The organism is Streptomyces aurantiogriseus (genome assembly GCF_014649375.1).
GTDB lineage: Bacteria > Actinomycetota > Actinomycetes > Streptomycetales > Streptomycetaceae > Streptomyces > Streptomyces aurantiogriseus.
Genome location: NZ_BMSX01000002.1, coordinates 447,821 through 467,154, shown reverse-complemented (window position 1 = coordinate 467,154; position 19,334 = coordinate 447,821). Strand labels below are relative to the sequence as shown.

Here is a 19,334-nt window from a genome sequence, read left to right as displayed (position 1 = left end):
GAGCGTTCCAGTACTCTTCACGCACCATCGAAAGCCCCCCTACCATTGCGCTGTACGATACAGCGTTTCATCGAACGACTTGTCACCGTGGTCTCACCACCTCGGCTGAGCATGGACAGGAGCGAGAAATCCATGGCCACGAAGGCGCAAGGAAGCGCCGGCGAGCAGGACGGTCCTCCCGAGAGGACCGCGCCGACCATCCAGACGGTGCAGCGTGCGGCGCTGATCCTCGGCTCGTTCACCGTCGGCAAGCCGCACATGAGTCTCAACGAGATCACCGCATGTCTCGGGGCGAGCAAGGCGACCGCCCACCGCTACACGAAGGCACTGCGGGCGGCGAACCTGCTGCGGTACGACGAGCGCACCTCCCTGTACTCCCTCGGCCCTCAGGTGCTCACGCTCGCCGGAGCCGCCCGGGCCGGCCTCCCGATCGTCGCCGCCGCGGAACCGTACATGGAGGAGCTGGTCCGCCGCATCGACGAGACGATCGTCCTGTCGGTCTGGGACGGTGAGTCGGCGACCGTCGTGCGTTCGGTGGACAACACCGACCACATGGTGCGCATCAGCGTCCGGGTCGGCTCACGTCTGCAGCTCACGACCTCCGCGCAGGGACGGGTCTTCCTCGCCTTCCTGGGCCCGGAGCAGGCACCGACGCTGCCGCGCTCGGTCCGCAAGTCGCCCGAGCTCATGGAGGAGCTCGAAGCCATCCGGAAGCACGGGCTGTCGGTCAACTCCCCCGCCGTCAACGGGGTCCGCACCATCGCGGCTCCGATCTTCGAAGGCGACAAGATCAGCGGGACGCTCGCGATCGTCGGTACGACGGCCACCGTTCCCGACGACGTCACGTCGCCGATGGCCCAGGCCCTGCTGGAGACCGCCCGCGCGTTGTCGCAGCGGCTGGGCAACTCGGACGGCACATCCCCCGCCGGCTGAGCCCTCTCCGCGACAGTGGATCGGCCCGCCGCCCTGAGGGCGGCGGGCCGATTGTCGTGACCTGTACGTCGTTGCTGTCGTGACCTCTAGGTCGTTGAGGGCGTCGCGGCTTCTGCGCCACAGCGCAACCAGGTCCGCCGCCCCCGGTGTCCCCGGGGGCGGCGGACGTGTACGGCCGGGCCCGCCCCGCAGCGGCAAGCCCGTCTGTCGGTCAGGGCAGCAGATCGGCCCGCGGCGGAACGAAGAAGTCGATGTTCACGCACGGCGCCTCGATCGGCTCCACGTAGTGCTCACTGCCGCGGGGCACCAGCAGGAACGATCCCGCACGCATGTCGTGCGCGACACCGTCCACGTAGTAGTTCGCCCGCCCCTCGGCGATGTGGACCAGCTGGTCGAAGTCCTCGTGCCGGTGGGGGTTGAGTGTCATGCCGACCTCGAGTTCGTGGTGGCAGATCATCACCTCGTCCGTCGCGTAGACGCGACGGCGGACCCCCGGCCGCACCTGGGTCACCGGCAGCTCGTCCCAGTTGACGACCGTGTTGAACAGCGCTGCGTTGCGTGTGCTCACTGGTTTTCCTCTCCTGCGGCCGCCCGCAGGCCAGCCGCCAACATCTGCAGGTCCGAGCCGACGACCAGGTAGTCGGCATCGCCCAGGCCCAGGTCCGCCGCGGCGTCCCGGACCGCCGCCCAACCGCCGAACGCCACCGCCGTGGACCGGGCGGCGTCCCTCACCCGATCCACCGCGGCGCGCAGCACCGCCGGGTCCGCCGGCAGACCCAGGTCGACCGCGAGGTCGGTGCTGCCGACGAAGCACACGTCGAGAGAGGCAATCAGATCCGGCAGGGGATCGGTATGCGTCGTCTCGATCTGGCCCACAAGCACCGGCGGGTCGTTCTGCTCACGGCTAAGGAACCCGGTCAGCGGGGCCGCACCGAACCGGGCGGCCCTGTTGGCCAGACTCACCGACCGGTGGCCGCCCGGAGCGAACCGGGTCGCCGCCACGAGCGCCTCGGCCTGGGCTACGCGGGTGAGCATGGACAGCTGGATCCCCGCCGCCCCGGCCTCCAGCAGCCGGTTGACGGCGGCGGCGTCCACCTCGGGCACACGGACCAGGGCCGGCAGGCCGCACGCGTCGGCGTGCCGGACCAGGTCGACGGCGTTCTGCTCGGTGAGGGTGGAGTGTTCGAGGTCGACGACCACGAACGCGAACCCGGCCGCAGCGGCTAGTTCCACCACGTCGGGCGAGGCCAGCTTGACGAACGTACCGACGGCGGGTCGCCCCGTCGTCAGGGCGGCGCGCAGTCGGCGCCGCAGCAGATGGACGTCACCGACGGTCATGGCATCCTCCCTGGTAGGCGGCGCGTCAGGCCGACTTCAGCCCCCGCCACGGCACGATCTCGACCTCGGCGCCGCCGTGCAGCACCACGGTCGGCTCCAGGCGCGGCGCGACGATCGTGTTGCCCGCGGCGTCGGGCAGGGTGACCTCGTCGGTCCAGTCGACGACCGTGACGTCGGCCCGCCCGCCGACCTCCAGGCGCCCGTAACCCTCGGCGTCGAGCCCCAGCAGTCGGGCCGGCGCGACGGTGGCCCGCCGGACGCACTCCTCCAGCGGCGCGCCGAGCGCGACCAGCTTGGAGATGCTGGTGAGCAGGTCGAACACCGGGCCGCGCCAGTTACGGGCGCTGGTGTCGGAGCTGAGAACGTCGGGCAGGAATCCGTCGGCGATCGCCCGGCGTGCCACCTCGAAGCTGAGGTTGCTCTTGCCGTGGGCGGAGTCGAACAGGACGCCGCGCTCACGGGCCTCGTTGACGGCGGGCTGGACGTGGTCGCCGTCGAGGATGCCGTGCGGCTTGCCGGTGTAGCAGTGCGCGACGATGTCGCCGGGGCGCAGGTAGTCCAGGACGACGGGCAGGGGCTCCGAGGTCTCGCCGATGTGCAGCATGAGCGGGAGACCGGCCTGCTCGGCCAGCGCCACGGACTTCTTCAGCAGCGACTCCCAGTTCTCGCCGACGACGTCCTCGGACAGTCGGATCTTGAAGCCGCGCACGATATCCGGGTGCGCTTCGGCGGTCGCGAGAGCGTCCTCGGGGACCAGGGTGTCCGGGTTGAGCAGTTCGCCGAACCTGAAGTCGATCAAGCCGAGCACCGAGACGTTGAGGAAGTTGACGATGCGCAGCGGGTTGGCCTCGACCACCAGCTTACGGAAGGCCGCGAACGTCGAGGCGCCCGCCGTTCCGGCATCCGCCGCGGCGACCACGCCGCGGCGCAGATGAGCCTCCTCGGCAGGGGCGCCGACGGCGGAGACGTACTGGAAGATGTGGGTGTGGCCCTCGACGAGGCCCGGCAGCACAGTGGAGCCGGTGACGTCGATCGTGCGGGTCGCGCTCGCTGCCAGCCCCTCCCCGATTGCCGCGATGCGATCACCGGTGACCGCCACGTCGAGCCGGGCGTTGGTGCCCGACGCCGGGTCGATGACGGTGCCGCCGGCCAGGACGAGGTCGTAGGACGACTGGGTGGAGTTGGACATCGATGTGTACTCCAGGGTGGGAAACGGTCAGCTGACCGGTTCGGTCAGCCGGTGGTCGCGCTGTGCGGCGTCCGCGGGACGCACGATGCGGGTGACGAGGGGCAGCACGTCGTCCACCTCGATGCGCACCTCGTCGCCGTCGGCGAGGAAGCACGCTCGGTCCTGGCCGGTGCCGGCCGGTGTTCCGGTGAGGACGACGTCGCCGGGCTCGAGCACGGCGAACCACGACAACCGGCTGAGCAGATCCGCGACTGGGAAGATCATTCCGGCGCTCGTGTCGTCCTGCACCAGCTCGCCGTTGACCCAGGTCCGTACGCCGATCCCGTGGCAGTCCTCAAGGTCGTCGGGGGTACAGATCGACGGGCCGAGCGGGGTGAAACCCGGGTAGCTCTTGGCGAGGGCGGGCGTGCCCGTGGTGCGCATGACATCACGCGCCGTCATGTCGTTGGCCGCGGTGATGCCGGCGACCGCGGGCCAGACCTCCGCCTCGGTCGCCTGGTACAGCCGACGCCCGACGACGACCGCGATCTCGCCCTCGTAGTCGGGCTCGGTCACGGCCTGCGGGATCACCACCTGCGCGCCGGGGACCGAAACGCCGGACGACGCGGCCAGGTACAGAATCGGCTGCTCGGGCAGTCCCCGGCCGGTGCGGGCCGCCTTCGACACGTAGTTGAGCCCGACGCCCCACACCGCACGGGGACGGCCCAGCGGCGCCACCAGCGCGGCCTCGTCGATCGAGATGCGCCTGCGCACCGCGCAGGACGCCAGACACCGCAGCGAGCCCTCCTGCTCGAGGACCGCGCCGACGTGCGGAAAAGCAGTGTTCAGCAGGGCGACAGCCCCGTCCTCGATCCGGCCCAGGCCAGCATCCGTCGTCACGACTCGCATGGCGAGCATCTTTCAATGCGAGATGGCATCGTGTCAAGCGATACGGAAACGCTGGGCACGGATAGGCCGACACCACACCCGAGCAAGAATTGACGGGCCGTCAGACACGCGACAGAGAGCCGACTCAGCGGCCTCGACCACACGCGAACCGCTGCTGCACCTCGACGCATCTCAGGGTCCGGCGGAACGCGCTACACCAAAGTCGGGGCGCATACCGGGGAGCACGTTGCGAGATGCCGCCTCTCATCTCGCACATAGTTCGGCTCGATGCCGAGAGTCGCCTCCGTCTTGGCTTTTCAGTCAGGCGGCCCGCAGTGCAGGTGCCGAGTCCCTCACCCGCGGCCAGGGCCGGGGCGTGTACGCCAACGGCGAGGCGGACGCGGGCGAGCAGGCACGACAACTGCAGCAGATGATCGACGAGCGGGTCGACGTGATCCTGCCGGCCCCCGTCGAGGCGCACGCCATCGCCAGCGGGGCGAGGAACGCCAAGCAGGCCGGTATGTGCGGTCATCGCCTACGACCGGCCGGCCGAGGGTACGAGGCGGGATCCATGCCTTGCATCGTCGACCTGAACAGCCGACCGATAGCGGTGATCCGCGCGCTCATGAGTCTCGGCAGGGTCACTGCGGCTCTCGGGTCGAGGCCGGGGTGGATCGCTCGTGACGGGCTGGACGTGCGGCTGATCGCCGAGGAGATGAAGGGCTGGACCGGCCCGAGAGGGTGCGTCGCACAACGCGTGAAGGGCCGTCGTCGCATCGACCGCAGCGACGACTTCGGGGCCCTTCCTGTCCCGCAGGGGCATATCAGCTGCAAGTCTCGACAATACGGGCATGCAGAGGTGAAGCTGTGGCGCATGGATCCCTTGCGCCACCTGCTGTCCGACGAACCACCGGACGGCAGGCCCATAGTCCCCTCGCATCAAACCGGCCCGGCAGTCCGGTGAACGGGCTCAACTCCGAGGCGTTCGTCCTGTTCGGCCAGCACATCCTGTGGTCCGACATGATCGGCAACATCCTCGGCCTGGCCGCTCTCGCCCTCGGCTGGCGCCGCTCCGTGTGGACCTGGCCGGTGCAGTTCCTGTCCGGTCTCATCCTCTTCGGAGCCTTCTTCGGCCACCTGACCGGCAGCGCCGGCAAGCAGGCCGTCGTCATGACCGTGGCCATGTACGGCTGGTGGCGGTGGCACCGCGACAAGGACCGGTCCGAGGACGGCCAGATCACCCCGCGGTTCGCCACCTGGCGCGAGCGCGCGGCGATGGTCAGCGCCGTGGCCGTCGGCACAGTCGCGGTGGCCCTGCTGTTCATGGCTTACCCGACTCTGTCCTGGGATCCCTGGCCGGACGCCTACATCTTCGTCGGCACGGTCGTCGCGATGTACGCCCAGGCGCGCGGCATGGTCGAATTCTGGATCGCCTGGCTGCTCGTCGACCTGGTCGGCGTACCCCTGACCTTCGCCAACGGCTACGCCTTCTCCGGCTTCGTCTACGTCATCTACGGCGCGCTCGTCCTGTGGGGCATGCGCGACTGGTGGCTGCGCTCCCGCAACGGGCCGCAGCCCGCTCTGGGACTGCCCAGCGCGCATGCGTCCGAGGGAGCGTCAAAGTAAATGTCGTCGATGGGGCGCAGATCGGTGAGGCGGGTGGTCGAGCGTTGGATTCGGCGAGGCTGAGGTGGATGAGCTGCGAGGATCCGGTTCTGCTTTCTCCCTGTCCAACTCTCGGGCTCGCAGGACGGTCAAGCAGGCGTGGGCCCTGAGAGCACTCCTTGGCAGCCCATCGGCTGCCCGCGACGCGTATCAGTTCGTCCAGCGTGGTCCCGGCCGGACAGTGGGCGAAGCTGTAGGAGATCTCCTCAAGCCTGCTTACGCGGCGGCGAAGAGAAGCCGGTGCCGGCTGTCTTCGCGGCTCCGGGGCCAGACCTCGGCGTGGGTCCAGTCATAGAGCCGACGGCCGTGAGCCCCTGCCCGCGGGGATTGCCGCTTCCACTCCTGTCGCACAGGCGGGAAACAGCTCGTGCACGAGGTGGTCGATAGCCAGCAGGTGACGACGGTCTCGTTCCGGGTGCGGCCATGGCGTGGTCAGCGCCGGCACGGCGCGCCCTCGCCTGTCCACGGCAGCCTTCGCCTCGAACCCGACCGTGTCGTCGATGTCCGCCCGGCGGCAGCGCTCCCGGTCGTCCGTGCAGGAGATTTGCAGATTCAGCCGCCGGTCGAACAGCGTGCGTCCGCGGCCGGTGGCACAGGCGAGGAACAGACCGCCGCCCACCTCGCCTCCTACGCCGGGCTCGCCCCGCCACGAAGTCCCACGCCCGTCTGCGGGGCCGACACCGCCGATGAGAACACTGCCTGACGCCCCCAGCCCATCCACAGCAGCGCGAGCAGGCGAGATGGCATATTGACATGCGAGATAGTGCGTCCTACCGTCGGGGCATTCCTCAACAGAAGGCAAGACTTGATGAGATCCACCTTTTCCCCGTCGGCCTCCCGTCCGACCTTCCTGCCGCATCCGGCGACACAACGACCGTCCCAGAGAGCCGTCGGCGGCGCTGCACCCTGCGCACCCGGCTACATCCGTGAAACCACCGAGCCAGCGGCCGACGGTGCGCCGGAGTGTGCCGGCGAGATGGTGGTGGTCTGACATGCCCAATCCCGCGACGGAACAGGCCGTCACGCGCCAGCCTGTCACCGGCTATGACCCGCAGGCGTACCGCGACGGACTGTCCTCGATGGTCACGTCTGTCTGCGTGGTCACCACCGAAGTGGACGGGAAGCGGTACGGCTTCACCGCGAACTCGGTGACCAGCGTGTCGATGGACCCGCCGCTGATTTCGGTCTGTCTGGCCGACACTGCCGACGTCCACCCGGCCTTCAGTCAGGCCGAGTCGGTGGCCGTCAACGTCCTGGCGACCGACCAGCGCCCGGTGGCGACGGCGTTCGCGACGCCCGGCGTCGACAGGTTCGCCGCGGCGCGCTTCAGTCCGGGAAAGCTCGGTCCGCCCCTGCTCGACGGCGCTACCGTGTCGCTCGAGGGCGTCGTCCACCAGCGTCTCACCGCCGGCGACCACACGATCATCCTGATAGAGGTGGCCGACGTGGTGGTCCGGGCACGGGAGCCGCTCACCTATCAGGGGCGCCGGTTCCACACCCTGAACCCGCTGGAGCCATCCGCCCTGCCGTCGGCCGGAAACGACCAGTCATGACCACCCCGGACGACCTCGGCACTGCATAGCCGTACCCGGCTCCGTCGACGACCTCGGCGGAGCGCCCGGCACCCGACACGCTCACGGACCCTCACAGCTGAATCGACGCGTACGACAGCGGCAGCCCGACGCTCTTCGGGAAGACTCTGGCACAGATGCAACAAGTCGGCGGGTCAGCTCCGCGAACAGCGCGGTGTGGACCGAGACTCTGTAAGGGGTATCGAAGGGCCTGGTCGACAAGACCCCTGCCTGACCGCTCGTTCGGACGTGTTGTTCGCGCCGGCCGACGCCGTCCTGTGCGGTGACGAGCCGGTGAGATCACTGGTCGCGTTGTCGCTGGTGAGCGAAGAGCGCCGCGGTCATGGCGGGCTCTACCGGCATGGTCGCCGTCCCCTTCGACAGCGGATTCCCCCAGTGCGAGGCGTCGACGGCTACACCCGCCCGATGCTCCTGGAGGCCGCTGCAAGGCCGCCTACGGTCGAGGGCAGGCCCGGGATCCTCCCGTATGCGCGGCGGAGAAGAGAGTGACGGTCGCCCGGTGCTGGGCACAGGCGTCGACCGACAGGTCGGCCCGTGTCCTTCACTTGCGCCGTAGCCCTGGTCACCCAGCACTGAACTCGGACGGTTGGCCGAGTCCCGGGTGGGCGCCACGCGCGCGGAGGGCTTTTCCTACCGGTGCCCGCAATGCCGCCCCGGCCACCACACCGCAGCGACCGTTACACAAACACTGGCCTGCAGGCGCTCACCGAGGCCCAGCGGATGGGCCGATGAGGACCGCGGCCCGCCCTCGCTACGCCGGAGGCTCGATCCGCTCGGGCAGACAGGCCGCGCCGCACTCATGGGCGGTGTTGGCGCGGTGGATCCGCTCGCGCAGTTCGTCGGCGAGCTCGACGGCCAGGTGGCCGGGGCCGAAACCCAGTGGTCGCGGCGAGGAGCGCCGACCGTGCGCCAGACACAGATGATGGGTCAGCACGCCGCCGACCTGGACGCCGTCCTGGTTCTGGAAGCGATGGCGCTCGACGAGATCGCCATCCGCAACGGGGCAGCAGCCCCGTTCCGACGCGTCGTGCCGCACAGCCGGCGGCCTCGGTAGCGCAATGACCCTGCTGCCGACACCCCGTTGGCTGGCCCGGCGCACTTCGCCCCACTCTTGTCATCACTGCTCTCACGGCAAGCATCTCTCATGCGAGCCAGCATCACGCCGAGAGAAATCCCAGTCCGGGAAGGCACGGGCACCCCGTCGGCACAAGAGGCGGGCGGGGTGTCACTGGGGCACGTTCTGCCAGGTCAGGGCGCCGATTCATGGTCTGCCGACTCGGGTCGGCAGGCGAGCTGTCGCTGCACCTCGCCGCTGTCCCAGTAGTCCGTGCGGCGCGTGATGAGACTGTCGGCGACGGTGAACACGAAGACACCGCGGATGCGCACGGGGCGGTCGCCCGCAGAGCGCATCCGGAACGTCATGACGTACGGCACCGCGGCCGACTCGCCGTCGACGAGGACGCGCTCGGGCGCGTAGTGCAGGTCCCCGAAGTCCTCGAGGAACCCGGTCAGCGCCGCACGGTACTCGCCGCGGCCCCTGCGGCTGCGCCCCGTCGACGACGTGTGTTCGTTGACGAAGTCCTCGGCCACACAGGCGGCCACGGCGTCGGCGTCGTGCGCGTTCAACGCCGCGAGATAGGCCTGGACAGCGGCGCGGGTGTCATTCAGGACGAACCCCACTTCTGCCGGACCGTGTCGAAGACACGCTGGTCGTGGGAGATCTCGACGACGTTGCCGTCGGGGTCCTTCAGAGCGCAGATGTAGCCGATCGGGTCGGGCATCTGTCGGGGCTCCCAGTGCAGGCAGCCCAGTTCACGGGCCCTGTCCGCCAGCGCGTCGACGTCCCCGCGCTCCGGCACCTCGATGCCGATGTGCGCGAACGGGTGCAGCAGGCCCAACTGGTTGCCCTTGTCCTTGTTGAACGACACGAGGACGAGCACGAAGGGCGTCTCGACCTGCTTGTCGTTGGAGAGCCAGACGCTTTCGCCGTCGGCGTCCTTGAACCGCTCGACGACAACCAGGGGAGTCAGCGAGGTGTAGAACTCGATCGCCTTGTCGAGATCGCCGGTCGGCAGCGCGACGTGAGTCCAGCGGGCCGAGGTGAGACCGGTGGCCACGGTACCTCCAGTGAGTGGTGCGGTTTTCCTCGAGCGTAGATCCGCTCGGCCCCGGGGGTCGATGTGCTGCGGACACAACGCCTGCGCAGACAACGCTGACCCCCCGCGACATCGGTTCCGCGCCCGCCGCAGTGGGAGCCTGCGGCATGACGGCGCCGGATGTCGCCGGGGAAGACGAGGGAAAGACGTGCGCTACCGGATTCTGGGTGGGACGGGCATCGAGGTGAGCGAGCTCTGCCTCGGGTCGATGATGTTCGGGGCCTGGGGCAACACCGACGAGGCGGAGTGCCACCGCATGGTGACGACGGCGCTTGACGCCGGGGTCAACTTCGTCGACACCGCCGACGTGTACGCCTTCGGCGAGTCGGAGGAGATGCTGGGCCGCGCGCTGAAGGGACGCCGCGACGACATCGTACTCGTGTCGAAGTTCCACAACCGGATGCCCGGAGGGCCGCTCGACCGCAACCGGCGCGGCAACTCACGGCTCTGGATCACTCGTGCCGTGGAGGACAGTCTGCGACGGCTGCGGACGGACCACCTCGATGTGTACCTCGTCCACCGTCCCGATCCCCTGACCGACATCGAGGAGACGCTCGGTGCGCTCAGCGACCTGGTGCGGGCGGGCAAAGTACGGGCGATCGGCACCTCCAGCTTCCCGGCCGAGGAGATCGTGGAGGCGCAGTGGGCGGCGCGGCGTGCCGGCCGCGAGCGGTTCACCGTGGAACAGCTGTCGTACTCGATCCTGGCCCGGCACGCGGAGGCCGCCGCGCTGCCCACCGCGCAGCGGCACCGTATGGGCGTCATGGTGTGGAGCCCGCTGAACGGCGGCTGGCTGACGGGCAAGTACCGGGCCGGCGCCGAACCGGCTGGGGACTCGCGCGCGCGGACCCACGGCGACCACTTCGACTTCGCCGACGAGCGGATACGCGAGCGCAAGCAGGCAGTCGTCGAGGAACTCGTGCGCATCGCGGCCGACGAGGGCTGCACACTCGTCGAGCTGGCGCTGCGGTTCGTACTCGCCCATCCCGGCGTCACCTCGGCCCTCATGGGCCCGCGCACCCACGATCAGCTCCTGACGCAGCTCACCTCGGTGGACCGGCCGCTGTCGGCCGAGGCGCTGGACCGGATCGACGAACTCGTCGCGCCGGGCAGTGTGCTCAACCCGCGCGACATCGGCCACACACCTCCGGCACTGGAGACAGCGGCGCTGCGCCGCCGCTGACACCGGTGTTCCACAGCGAACACCGGCCCCGTGCTGCCGTCGCGGGGCCGGCCGTCCGCCGGGTGGTGCGTCCCTCCGGACGGCATGGGGCCGCACAGCCGTGCTTGCTTCGGCGCGGCCTCGGACCACCGCGCGGTCGGCCACGGGGCGCCCGACGCGCTCCGGGCGTGCCGGAGCAGGCCCTCGTACTGGACGTACGTGGGCCTGCATCCGGTGTGGCTGACGGGCCTTCCCCGGCCCTGTCGTCAGGTCGACCCGCGCTCGAAAGGTCGGCCGAGCGCCGCCGGTTCTCGGTGCTGGGTGGTGAACAGCAGCATGGCGAGGAGCGCGAGCAGATACGGGGCCGCGACGAGCAGTTGGGCGTTGAGGGTGACACCGAGCGCGGGCAGCGCCAGGCGCATCGCGTCGGAGAGTCCGAACACCAGGCACCCGAGCAGGGTCCGGCCGAGCCGCCACGCGCCGAAGATCACCGCTGCGATGACGAGGTAGCCGCGTCCGGCGGTCATGTTCTGGTTGAACGATCCGACCTCGCCGACCGCGAGGTACGCGCCGCCGAGCCCGGCCAGCGCGCCGCACCACAGCAGGGCCTGCCGGCGCCGCACGTTCACCTTGATGCCCGTGACGTCGGCGGCCTGCGGGTTCTCCCCCACCGCCCGCAGTTCCAGGCCCCAGCGGCTGCGTTCCACCAACCACCAGGTCAGCGGCACCAGCAGGATCAGCAGGTAGGCCGGCCAGCGTTGGGAGAACAGCGGCTTGCCGATGAGTGGGATGTCCTGGAGGAGCGGGATCGACAGGACGCCGACCTGGTGTGCGGTGAACTGTTCCGTCGTGATCAGGTAGCTCGTGAGCCCGAGCACCAGCGCGTTCAGTACGAGGCCGATGACGAAGGTGTTGATCTGGGCCCGGTGGGAGAGGTTGCCGTGCACGAAACCGACGACGAGACCGGTCAGGACGCCGGCCGCGAGACCGACGGTGGCGCTGCCGGTCGCGCTGGCGGTGGCGACCGAGGTGAACGCGGCGCTGAGCATCATCGCCTCGACGGAGATGTTCATCGCGCCGGCCCGCTCGGCCAGGTACTCACCGCAGGCGGCGAAGGCCAAGGGGACGGTCAGCCGGACGCCGCTCGCGAGAATGGTCGTGGTGCTGTCCAGAACGCTCACGCGGCTGCCTCCGTCTTGGCCGGGACAACGGAAACGGTGGGCGCCGCCCGCGGTGTGGCACCGCGACGCCCGTGGAAGAGGTCGAAGAGGACGGGCGGTGCGACGAAGGCGAGGACGAGCAACGCCTTGACGATGTCGACGAGGTAGGACGGCACGCCGGTGGCCGAGAGGAAGTCGCCGCCCGCACGCAGCACGGCGAAGAGGAACGACACCGGGATCGCGGCCAGGGGCCGGTTGCGCGCGACGAGCGCGACGAGCAGGCCGTCCCAGCCGACGTTGTCGGAGAGACCGGCCTGCAGCCGGTTGGTGCTGACCGGGCTGGCCAGCAGCAGCCCCCCGGCCAGCCCGGCGAAGGCGCCGGACAGCGCCAGGGTGAGACCGCCGAGCGCGGCCACCCGGACACCGGCGTGCTTGGCGGTGCGCGGGTTCAGTCCGACCATGCGCACCTTGAAGCCCCACCGGCTGCGGCTCAGGAGGAGGGCGACGGCGACCGTGGCGGCGAGCGCGAGGAACAGGCCCGTGTTGAGTTGCATCGAGGGGTACTGCCCGAAGCTCGCGAGCTGTGCGTTGGCCGGCAGGGCGTTGGACTGCGCGTCGGCGATGTCGCCGGCACCCTGCACGCTCTCCTGCAGGACCCACGGCGTGCTGACCGCGAAACTGACGAGCTGGATGGCGAGGAACGTCATCAGCAGGGTGCTCACCGGGACGTTGACGCCGCGGAAGCGGAGCATCAGGGCGCTGAGCGCGGCCCAGGCGGCACCGCCGACGGCGGCGGCGGCCAGCACCACGACGACCAGCATGGGGCCGGGCATGGCCAGGCGCAGCCCCACCCAGGCACCGGCCAGGCCGCCGATGAGCACCTGCCCCTCCTGGCCGATGTTGAACATGCCGGCGGACGCACAGACGCACGCACCGACCGCGACCAGCAGCAGAGGGGCCGTGTTGAGCAGCGTCGTCGTCCAGCCGGTGGCGTTGGCCAGAGAACCGGTCCATATCGCGTTCAACGAGGCGCTCGGTGAGGCACCGGTCAGCGTGAGCAGCAGCGCGGACACACCGCCGGCGACACCGATGAGCGCGAGGGTCAGCCCCGCCGTCATCCAGTCACGGCGCCCTGGTCGGAGCCGGGCGAGGAGGCGCCGGCCGAGGTCGCTCGGATCCGTCAGTGAGGCGGCGCTCATGCGGCCTCACCGCCGACCAACATGCCGAGCCGTTCGGCGGTCGCCTCGGAGACGGGGAGTGCTCCGGTGATCCGCCCGGAGGAGATCACCGCGATCCGGGTTGCAAGGGCCATGACTTCCTCGAATTCGGTGGAGATGAGCAGCACTCCGACGCCTTCGGCGGCCGCTGCGCGCAGCCGGGCGTACATGTCCTCGATGGCACCGACGTCGAGGCCGTGGGTGGGCTGCGCGGCGACCAGGACCCGGGTGTGCCCGGACAGTTCCCGGGCGAGTACGACCCGCTGCTGGTTGCCGCCGGACAGGCTGCGTACCGGCGCGTCCAGCGACGGGGTGACGATGTTGAACTCGTCGGCGAGGCGACGGGCCTCGGCGAGCATGGCGCGTCGCCGCAGCAGGAACCGGCCGCTGACCTTGTCGAGCGCCTTCATCGTCAGGTTCTCTGCGACGCTCATGTCGAGGACGACGCCACTGTGGTGGCGGTCCTCCGGCACGATGCCGAGGCCGGCCTTCGAGAGCGCGCCGGGCCGGGTCACGTCCACCCTGTCCCCGGTGACCTCGATGGTGCCCGCTGTGGGCGGGATCAGCCCCGCGAGGACATCACCGAGGGTCGCCTGGCCGTTGCCCTCGACGCCGTAGAGGGCGACGATCTCGCCCGGTCCCACGGTCAGGTCGACATCCGCGAGGAGCCTGACCCCGCCTTGGTCGACGGTGAGTCCGGCGAGGCGCAGGACGGGCTGCTGCCCCTCGGGGCCGCCGCCTCCGTCCTTGCGCCTCTTGTCTGCCGGCACCAGGCCGAGGGCGGCGGCCTCCTCTCCCAGGGACACCTCCCGGCCCACCATCTGCCGGGCGAGCAACTGGGGAGTGGTGTCGGCGGTGACCGCCCGGAAGGCGACACAGCCCTTGCGCAGGACCGTCACCCGATCGGTGGCCTGGGCGATCTCGGCGAGCTTGTGGCTGATGAGGATGACAGCGCGCCCCTCCTCCTGCACCACTCGGCCGAGCACGGCGAACAACTCCTCCGACTCCGCCTGCGTCAGCACCGAGGTGGGCTCGTCCAGGATCAGGATCTGAGGGTTGCGCCGCAGGCACTTGACCACCTCGACCCGCTGCCGCTCACCGGCCGAGAGGGTCTCGACGCGTGCGTCGGGCTCGACGGTCAGCCCGTACCGGGCGGAGACCTCGGCGATGTCGGCACAGATGGCCTGCTTGTTCACCTTGCCGTTGTCGCCGAGCGCCACGTTCTCCCACACGGTCAGCCCGTTGATGAGGCTGAAATGCTGGTGCACCATGCCGATGCCCAGCTCGGCGGCTTCCTGCGGGCTGTCCAGCGCGACCTCCTCACCGCGCACCAGGACGGTGCCGGCATCGCGCCGGACCAGCCCGAGCAGGACCTTCATGAGGCTGGACTTGCCCGCCCCGTTCTCGCCAAGGAGTCCGTGGATCTCGCCGGCGTCGACCCTGAGGTCCACGCCGGCGCATGCCTTGACGGTTCCGTATGACTTCGTGATGCCGCGCAGCTCGAGAATCGGAACCGCTGAGGTCGTCGGTGTCATTGCTGATCTTTCCTCGTCGCTGTCGGCGCGTCAGCCGAGGCGCTTGACCTCGGCCGCCGGATCGATCTTGTCGGTGCCGATCTTGTTCATGAACTGGTCGAGCTGCTTCGCCTCGTCACCCTCGGGCCGGCAGATCTTGACGGTCGGGTAGGGGTCGACGCCCAGCTTCCACACGCGCGTCGTGCCCATCTTGAGGTTGTCCTTGGCGAACTCCTCCAGTGCTGCACGGAAGTAGTCACCCGGACTGAAGATCACCGAGATGTCGTATTTCGGACTGGTCGAGTCGCACCGGTCGGTGCCCGGCGTGAGGGTCAGCGCGCCGCCTTCGTTCGCCATCTGCGCCGCTGCGTCGGTCGCTCCGCCGAGGTAGGGGTAGATGACCTTGATGCCCTGGCTGATCTGTGCCTGGGTGGCTTCCTTGGCCTTGGCCGAGTCGTTGAAGTCGCCGGTGTAGGTGCTCGTCATGGTGGCCTTCGGGACGACCTCCCGGATCCCGGCCAGGAACGCCGTGGCGGCGTTGACGCTGAAGTCGGCCTTGTTGCCCGTGATGAACCCGGCCTTGGTGTAGCCGGCCGCCTTCATCTTCAGGCCCGCGGCGTAGCCGGCGGCGAGCAGGGACTGGTTGGGGTCGTCGGCGGACAGCAGGACCCGGGGGTGGACGTCGGTGTCCGACGACGACGGCAGGTACCAGACCGTCTTGCTGCAGACCGGCTCCTCGGAGGCGGGAGTCGCGGTCTTGAGCTCGCTCGCGCCGAGCGCGACCAGGTCGACGTTCTGCTGGCACATCGCGCGGGCCGCGGTGAGCGCGTCGCTCGGGGGCACGCTGCCGCGCTTGATGATCGTCCAGCCCTTTTCCTTGGCGAAGGCCTCCGCCGAGTCGACGAAGCTCTGGTAGTAGCCGTGGTCGTTGATGTCGCCGGGGCTGAGGACACCGACGACGACCTTGCCGTCTCCGTTGACGTCGGGCTCCTTGAGGGCGGAGTCGCTGCCGCCCTTCGCCGCGGAAGTCGGCTTGGACGCCGTCGCCGCGTTGTCGGCGCAGCCGGAGAGCGCGAGGGCTCCCGCGAGGGCGAGGCCTGTCGCAGCCCGACGATGCCAGAGCATGCTTCTTGTGGTCATCTGTGTGCTTCCGTTCGCTGAGTGGCACCGCCTCTTCGCGGCGGTGGTGACATCGGGGGGTGGCGTCAGTCGGCGGGGTCCGACGGCCCGGTCGGGTTCGGCGCAGGAGACACGGTCCTGGTGGGAGAGGGGCTCCTCACCCGCGGCGGACGAGCCGCGGGAGACCATCCGCCCGAGCGCTCGGACCCGGGTGGGGTCACGCGGCCAGGAGCGGACGTGATCGAAAAGGCAGTGGTGATGCGGACGGCCTCCGCGAGCGCGAGGTGCGCGTCCGGGAAGCAGGGGCTGTGGCCGCCGCGGGCTTCGCCTCGTGCACGCGGCACTCCAGAGGGCGGGGCTGTCGGCCGATGACGGCGTGGCGTGTCGACGATCCACAAGGGGTGGGGTCGCCGGTCGGCGATGGCCATTTCGCTGACGCACGGGGGTGTTCGAGAAGCGTCGCCTCGATGTGCTCGGCGACCCCTCCGCTCGTGACGTTCGCTACGGATGCGGCGGTGTGGCTCGGTGTCGAGCCAGGCATCCTTCGGCCCGGGGGTCCGGCCGCCGGGCGCCATGGAAGAACCGCGATCGACGGCGGCCCTCGTTGACCTGCACGAAGCAGCCGTACGGTGCTGCGTCGCCCTCTCTGTCGGGAACGCGCCGGATCGATCGTGTCGGGCGGCCGCGGAACCGTCGGTCGCGACAGCGGGCCCTGCTTCTTCGCCGGCGAAAGCCCGGACGTGTCGATGACATGCAACGGCGGGTCTCCTTACCGGTCGGCCGCCCGCTCCGTGGGCCAGGTGGGGCGGGGTGTGATGCCGGCACGCCCCAGGAGGGCGGCGGATCGTTCGGCGGCTGCCGCGGCGACGGCCGCCAGGTCGACGCCGGTCGGTCGGCGGTCGCGGACGACCACGCGGCCGTCGACCAGCACGTCACGGACGGTGCGCGACACATGACCCCATACGAGCTGGCGGGCGAGGTCGCCCCGGGGGATCCAGGCGGGGTCGTCGCCGTCGAGGACGACGATGTCGGCGGCCTTGCCCACCTCCAGCGAGCCGATGCGGTCCCCGAGACCGATCGCCCGGGCGCCGTCGATCGTCGCCAGCGCGAACGCCTGCTCGGCGCGGACCGGGTCGGGCAGATCACGGTCGCGTTCGAGGGCGGCGAACAGGTAGGCGGCCAGGAGGACGTCCGGGCCGTCACCGGCGTTGTGCGCGTCGCAGCCCAGTGCCACCCGTCCGCCCCTCCGCACCAGTTCGGCATGGCGCGACGCGCGCGTGTACCCCTGGGCGAGACGCAGGTAGGCCCCCGGGCAGGCGGCGACCGCGGTTCCGGTCTCGAGGATCGCGTCGGTCTCCGCGTCGTCGAGCCACACGGCGTGCCCGAGCAGCAGCCGCGGGCCGAGTACTCCGAGTTCGCGGAAGTGGACCACTGGCCTGCGCCCGCAGCGCCGGGCGTACGCCTCGATGTCGGCAGGTCCAGGCGAGATGTGCCAGGTAAGCCCGACATCGAGCCGCTCGGCCAGGCTCGCCGCTCCGGCGAAGAGCTCGTCGCTCGCCAGGTCGTGGCCGACGAGCGTCACCCACCCGGTGACCGGACCGGTGACCGGCAGGGACCGGACGATGTCCTCCTGCCGGGCGAGTACCTCGTCGGCGGGCGCACCGAACGGCACGCCCTCGGCGTCCCAGCCCCAGCCGCCGACCCGCGCGCGGACACCTGCGGCGCCGAGTCCCGCGGCGACTCGTTCCGGGTAGGCCACCGTTCCCGGCTCCAGCACGGTGGTGATGCCCCGGGACAGGCAGTCGACCGCGGTGATGGTGGCGGCAAGTTCGTCGTCGTCACCGTCGGCGTGGGCGTGCAGCGGGACGATCCAGTCGAATATCGACTCCTGCGAGCCGATGTGATCCGGGATCATGCTGCGCACGAGGGGGTCGACGGTCGTGTGCTGGTGGGCGTCGACCAGGCCCGGGATCACGACACAGCCCGACGCGTCGATCTCCCGCGCACCCGGGAAGCGGGCACGCAGGTCCTCGGCCGTGCCGAGCGCGGCGATGCGGTCTCCGGAGACGGCGACCGTCGCACCGGTGAGGACGCGTCGTGCGGGGTCCATCGTGACGACGTCGCCACCCACGATCAGCAGGTCGGTCATGGCTCGATCACGACCTTGCCGATCGTCTCGCGGGCGGCGAGCACGTCCCAGGCGTCGGCCAGATCCTCGAGCGGAAACCGGGCGGCGGTGGGCAGGTGCAGACCGTCGGCGAAGCAGGCCGACGTGGCGGCGACGAAGTCGGCCGAGGTGTAGCCGCCGGTGCCCAGCAGTTTCAGGCCCCGGTGGAAGACCTCTCGGAGCGAGAGCGAAACCTGGTCGCCACTGGTGTCGCCCATCAGGAGCAGACGTCCGCGGATGCCCAGACAGTCCAATGAGGTGCGCCAGGTCTGGGTGCCGACGTGGTCCAGGACCAGATCAGCTCCGGCACCGCCGGTGAAAACCGACACGGTCTTCGCCGCGTCGGGGTCCCCGTTGGGGAGCACCAGGTCGGCACCGGCCGCGCGGGCCGCGTCCCGCTTCGCCTCGGTGCCGGCGAACGCGACGACCGAGGCACCGGCCCGCTTGGCCAGCGCGATGGCCGCCAGGCTGACGGCGCTCGCGCCGGCGTGCACGACGAGGGTCTCACCGGCGGCGAGTGACCCGACCGAGTGCACCGCGTGCCACGCGGTCGCGGCGGCGGTGGGCAGGGTGACGGCCGCGGCGAGGGGCAGAGATTCGGGAACCTGAACAATGGATTCCGCAGAGGCCAGTACATAGTCGGCCAGTGCTCCGGGGGCGTTGGCGCCGAGGATCCGGGGACTCGGGCAGTAGGCCCGGTCGCCCACGGCGCACCGGGGGCAACTGCCGCAGCCCTGGGTGGGATCGGCGATGACCCGGTCACCGGGGACGAGTGAGCTGACCGCGGACCCGGTCGCCACCACCGTCCCGGCGAAGTCCATGCCCGGCACGTGCGGAAGGCGGAAGCCGGGGATCAGGCCCGGCCCCTTGCGCTGCAGCAGGTCCAGGCGGTTCAGCCCGCAGTACGCGACCTCGACGACGACGTCACGGGGTCCGCACACCGGCTCCGGGACATCCTGCAGGGACACGGCCTCGGGCCCGCCGAAATCGGTCTGCACCATGGCTCGCACCGCGCTGCCTCCTCACCCTAAGTCGTCTCGCATTGCGAGGCGGTGATACGTATTGCGAGGTACTCTGCCTCCGCCGACGGGTGCTGTCAACGCTCCTGGGGAACATCTTGGTTTCGTCGGTGTATCGCCCACTCAAGGGCTGACAGCCCAGGCCGCGGCAGGTGGGTGCGGATGGCGTCCTGCCAGGTGGTGCAGCGGATCGAGGCACCGCAACCCGTGGGTCGGCGACGGCGCTTTGGCCGGAC

At 70.3% G+C, this 19,334-nt stretch carries 18 protein-coding genes and 2 pseudogenes; 6 read left to right on the top strand and 14 right to left on the bottom strand.

What is annotated here, in order from left to right:
• Window positions 1-132: 132 nt before the first annotated feature.
• Window positions 133-933, top strand: a complete 801-nt coding sequence (locus IE263_RS05525; RefSeq protein WP_189932764.1) for an IclR family transcriptional regulator — start codon at window positions 133-135, stop codon at window positions 931-933.
• Between the two features lie 211 nt (window positions 934-1,144).
• Here IE263_RS05525 and IE263_RS05520 read toward each other — a convergent pair whose 3' ends face one another.
• The 4 genes from IE263_RS05520 to IE263_RS05505 are packed head-to-tail and all read right to left on the bottom strand — an operon-like array spanning window position 1,145 to window position 4,339.
• A complete protein-coding gene (locus IE263_RS05520; RefSeq protein WP_189932762.1) occupies window positions 1,145-1,501 on the bottom strand; it encodes a cupin domain-containing protein in 357 nt (118 codons plus the stop codon).
• Window positions 1,498-2,271 carry an HpcH/HpaI aldolase family protein gene (locus tag IE263_RS05515; protein WP_189932760.1) on the bottom strand — a complete coding sequence of 258 codons (774 nt, stop codon included), beginning with the start codon at window positions 2,269-2,271 and terminating at the stop codon, window positions 1,498-1,500. Before IE263_RS05515 ends, IE263_RS05520 begins: the two co-directional genes overlap by 4 nt.
• Window positions 2,272-2,296: 25 nt before the next feature.
• Window positions 2,297-3,460 (bottom strand): amidohydrolase family protein, encoded by a 1,164-nt coding sequence (locus IE263_RS05510; protein ID WP_189932758.1) that lies wholly within the window; start codon window positions 3,458-3,460, stop codon window positions 2,297-2,299.
• Between the two features lie 27 nt (window positions 3,461-3,487).
• Window positions 3,488-4,339 (bottom strand): fumarylacetoacetate hydrolase family protein, encoded by an 852-nt coding sequence (locus IE263_RS05505; protein ID WP_189932756.1) that lies wholly within the window; start codon window positions 4,337-4,339, stop codon window positions 3,488-3,490.
• 364 nt (window positions 4,340-4,703) lie between these two features.
• Between IE263_RS05505 and IE263_RS49695 the strand changes: the two genes are divergently transcribed.
• Both IE263_RS49695 and IE263_RS05495 read left to right on the top strand, forming a co-directional pair.
• Window positions 4,704-5,291 (top strand): hypothetical protein, encoded by a 588-nt coding sequence (locus IE263_RS49695; RefSeq protein WP_189932754.1) that lies wholly within the window; start codon window positions 4,704-4,706, stop codon window positions 5,289-5,291.
• Window positions 5,288-5,953 (top strand): nicotinamide mononucleotide transporter family protein, encoded by a 666-nt coding sequence (locus IE263_RS05495; protein ID WP_189932752.1) that lies wholly within the window; start codon window positions 5,288-5,290, stop codon window positions 5,951-5,953. Before IE263_RS49695 ends, IE263_RS05495 begins: the two co-directional genes overlap by 4 nt.
• Here IE263_RS05495 and IE263_RS48270 read toward each other — a convergent pair.
• A pseudogene (locus IE263_RS48270) lies at window positions 5,945-6,602 on the bottom strand (transposase family protein); the annotation flags it as partial. The gene IE263_RS05495 and the pseudogene IE263_RS48270 overlap by 9 nt on opposite strands.
• A gap of 382 nt (window positions 6,603-6,984) precedes the next feature.
• On the opposite strand from IE263_RS48270, the gene IE263_RS05485 reads away from it, so the two are divergent.
• On the top strand, window positions 6,985-7,545 hold the full coding sequence (locus IE263_RS05485) for a flavin reductase family protein (RefSeq protein ID WP_189932748.1): 561 nt from the start codon (window positions 6,985-6,987) through the stop codon (window positions 7,543-7,545).
• Between the two features lie 195 nt (window positions 7,546-7,740).
• Window positions 7,741-7,920 (top strand): annotated as a pseudogene (locus IE263_RS48265) (hypothetical protein); the annotation flags it as partial.
• Between the two features lie 415 nt (window positions 7,921-8,335).
• On the opposite strand, the gene IE263_RS05480 reads toward IE263_RS48265, so the two are convergent.
• The 3 genes from IE263_RS05480 to IE263_RS05470 form a co-directional block, all read right to left on the bottom strand.
• Window positions 8,336-8,620, bottom strand: a complete 285-nt coding sequence (locus IE263_RS05480) for a hypothetical protein (protein WP_189932746.1) — start codon at window positions 8,618-8,620, stop codon at window positions 8,336-8,338.
• A 212-nt stretch (window positions 8,621-8,832) separates the two neighbouring features.
• The gene (locus IE263_RS05475) at window positions 8,833-9,264 is read right to left on the bottom strand and encodes a nuclear transport factor 2 family protein (RefSeq protein ID WP_189932744.1); all 432 of its coding nucleotides are present in this window, start codon (window positions 9,262-9,264) and stop codon (window positions 8,833-8,835) included.
• Entirely contained in the window at window positions 9,249-9,701 is a 453-nt protein-coding gene (locus IE263_RS05470; RefSeq protein WP_189932742.1) for a VOC family protein, read from the bottom strand. Before IE263_RS05470 ends, IE263_RS05475 begins: the two co-directional genes overlap by 16 nt.
• A 187-nt stretch (window positions 9,702-9,888) precedes the next feature.
• On the opposite strand from IE263_RS05470, the gene IE263_RS05465 reads away from it, so the two are divergent.
• Window positions 9,889-10,923 (top strand): aldo/keto reductase, encoded by a 1,035-nt coding sequence (locus IE263_RS05465; RefSeq protein ID WP_189932741.1) that lies wholly within the window; start codon window positions 9,889-9,891, stop codon window positions 10,921-10,923.
• A gap of 245 nt (window positions 10,924-11,168) precedes the next feature.
• Here the strand turns inward: IE263_RS05465 and IE263_RS05460 are convergent, their stop codons facing one another.
• The 6 genes from IE263_RS05460 to IE263_RS05435 form a co-directional block, all read right to left on the bottom strand.
• Window positions 11,169-12,083: an ABC transporter permease gene (locus IE263_RS05460; RefSeq protein WP_189932739.1), complete on the bottom strand. Its 915-nt coding sequence runs from the start codon at window positions 12,081-12,083 to the stop codon at window positions 11,169-11,171.
• Complete coding sequence (locus tag IE263_RS05455) at window positions 12,080-13,261, bottom strand: ABC transporter permease (protein WP_229910801.1); 1,182 nt, start codon at window positions 13,259-13,261, stop codon at window positions 12,080-12,082. The genes IE263_RS05460 and IE263_RS05455 overlap by 4 nt, the downstream gene beginning before the upstream one ends.
• The gene (locus IE263_RS05450; protein WP_189932737.1) at window positions 13,258-14,814 is read right to left on the bottom strand and encodes an ABC transporter ATP-binding protein; all 1,557 of its coding nucleotides are present in this window, start codon (window positions 14,812-14,814) and stop codon (window positions 13,258-13,260) included. The genes IE263_RS05455 and IE263_RS05450 overlap by 4 nt, the downstream gene beginning before the upstream one ends.
• A gap of 30 nt (window positions 14,815-14,844) precedes the next feature.
• Complete coding sequence (locus IE263_RS05445; protein ID WP_229910800.1) at window positions 14,845-15,933, bottom strand: BMP family ABC transporter substrate-binding protein; 1,089 nt, start codon at window positions 15,931-15,933, stop codon at window positions 14,845-14,847.
• A gap of 748 nt (window positions 15,934-16,681) precedes the next feature.
• Window positions 16,682-18,061, bottom strand: a complete 1,380-nt coding sequence (locus IE263_RS05440; RefSeq protein WP_189932735.1) for an amidohydrolase family protein — start codon at window positions 18,059-18,061, stop codon at window positions 16,682-16,684.
• Window positions 18,058-19,080: a quinone oxidoreductase family protein gene (locus tag IE263_RS05435; protein WP_189932733.1), complete on the bottom strand. Its 1,023-nt coding sequence runs from the start codon at window positions 19,078-19,080 to the stop codon at window positions 18,058-18,060. Before IE263_RS05435 ends, IE263_RS05440 begins: the two co-directional genes overlap by 4 nt.
• Window positions 19,081-19,334: the final 254 nt, after the last annotated feature.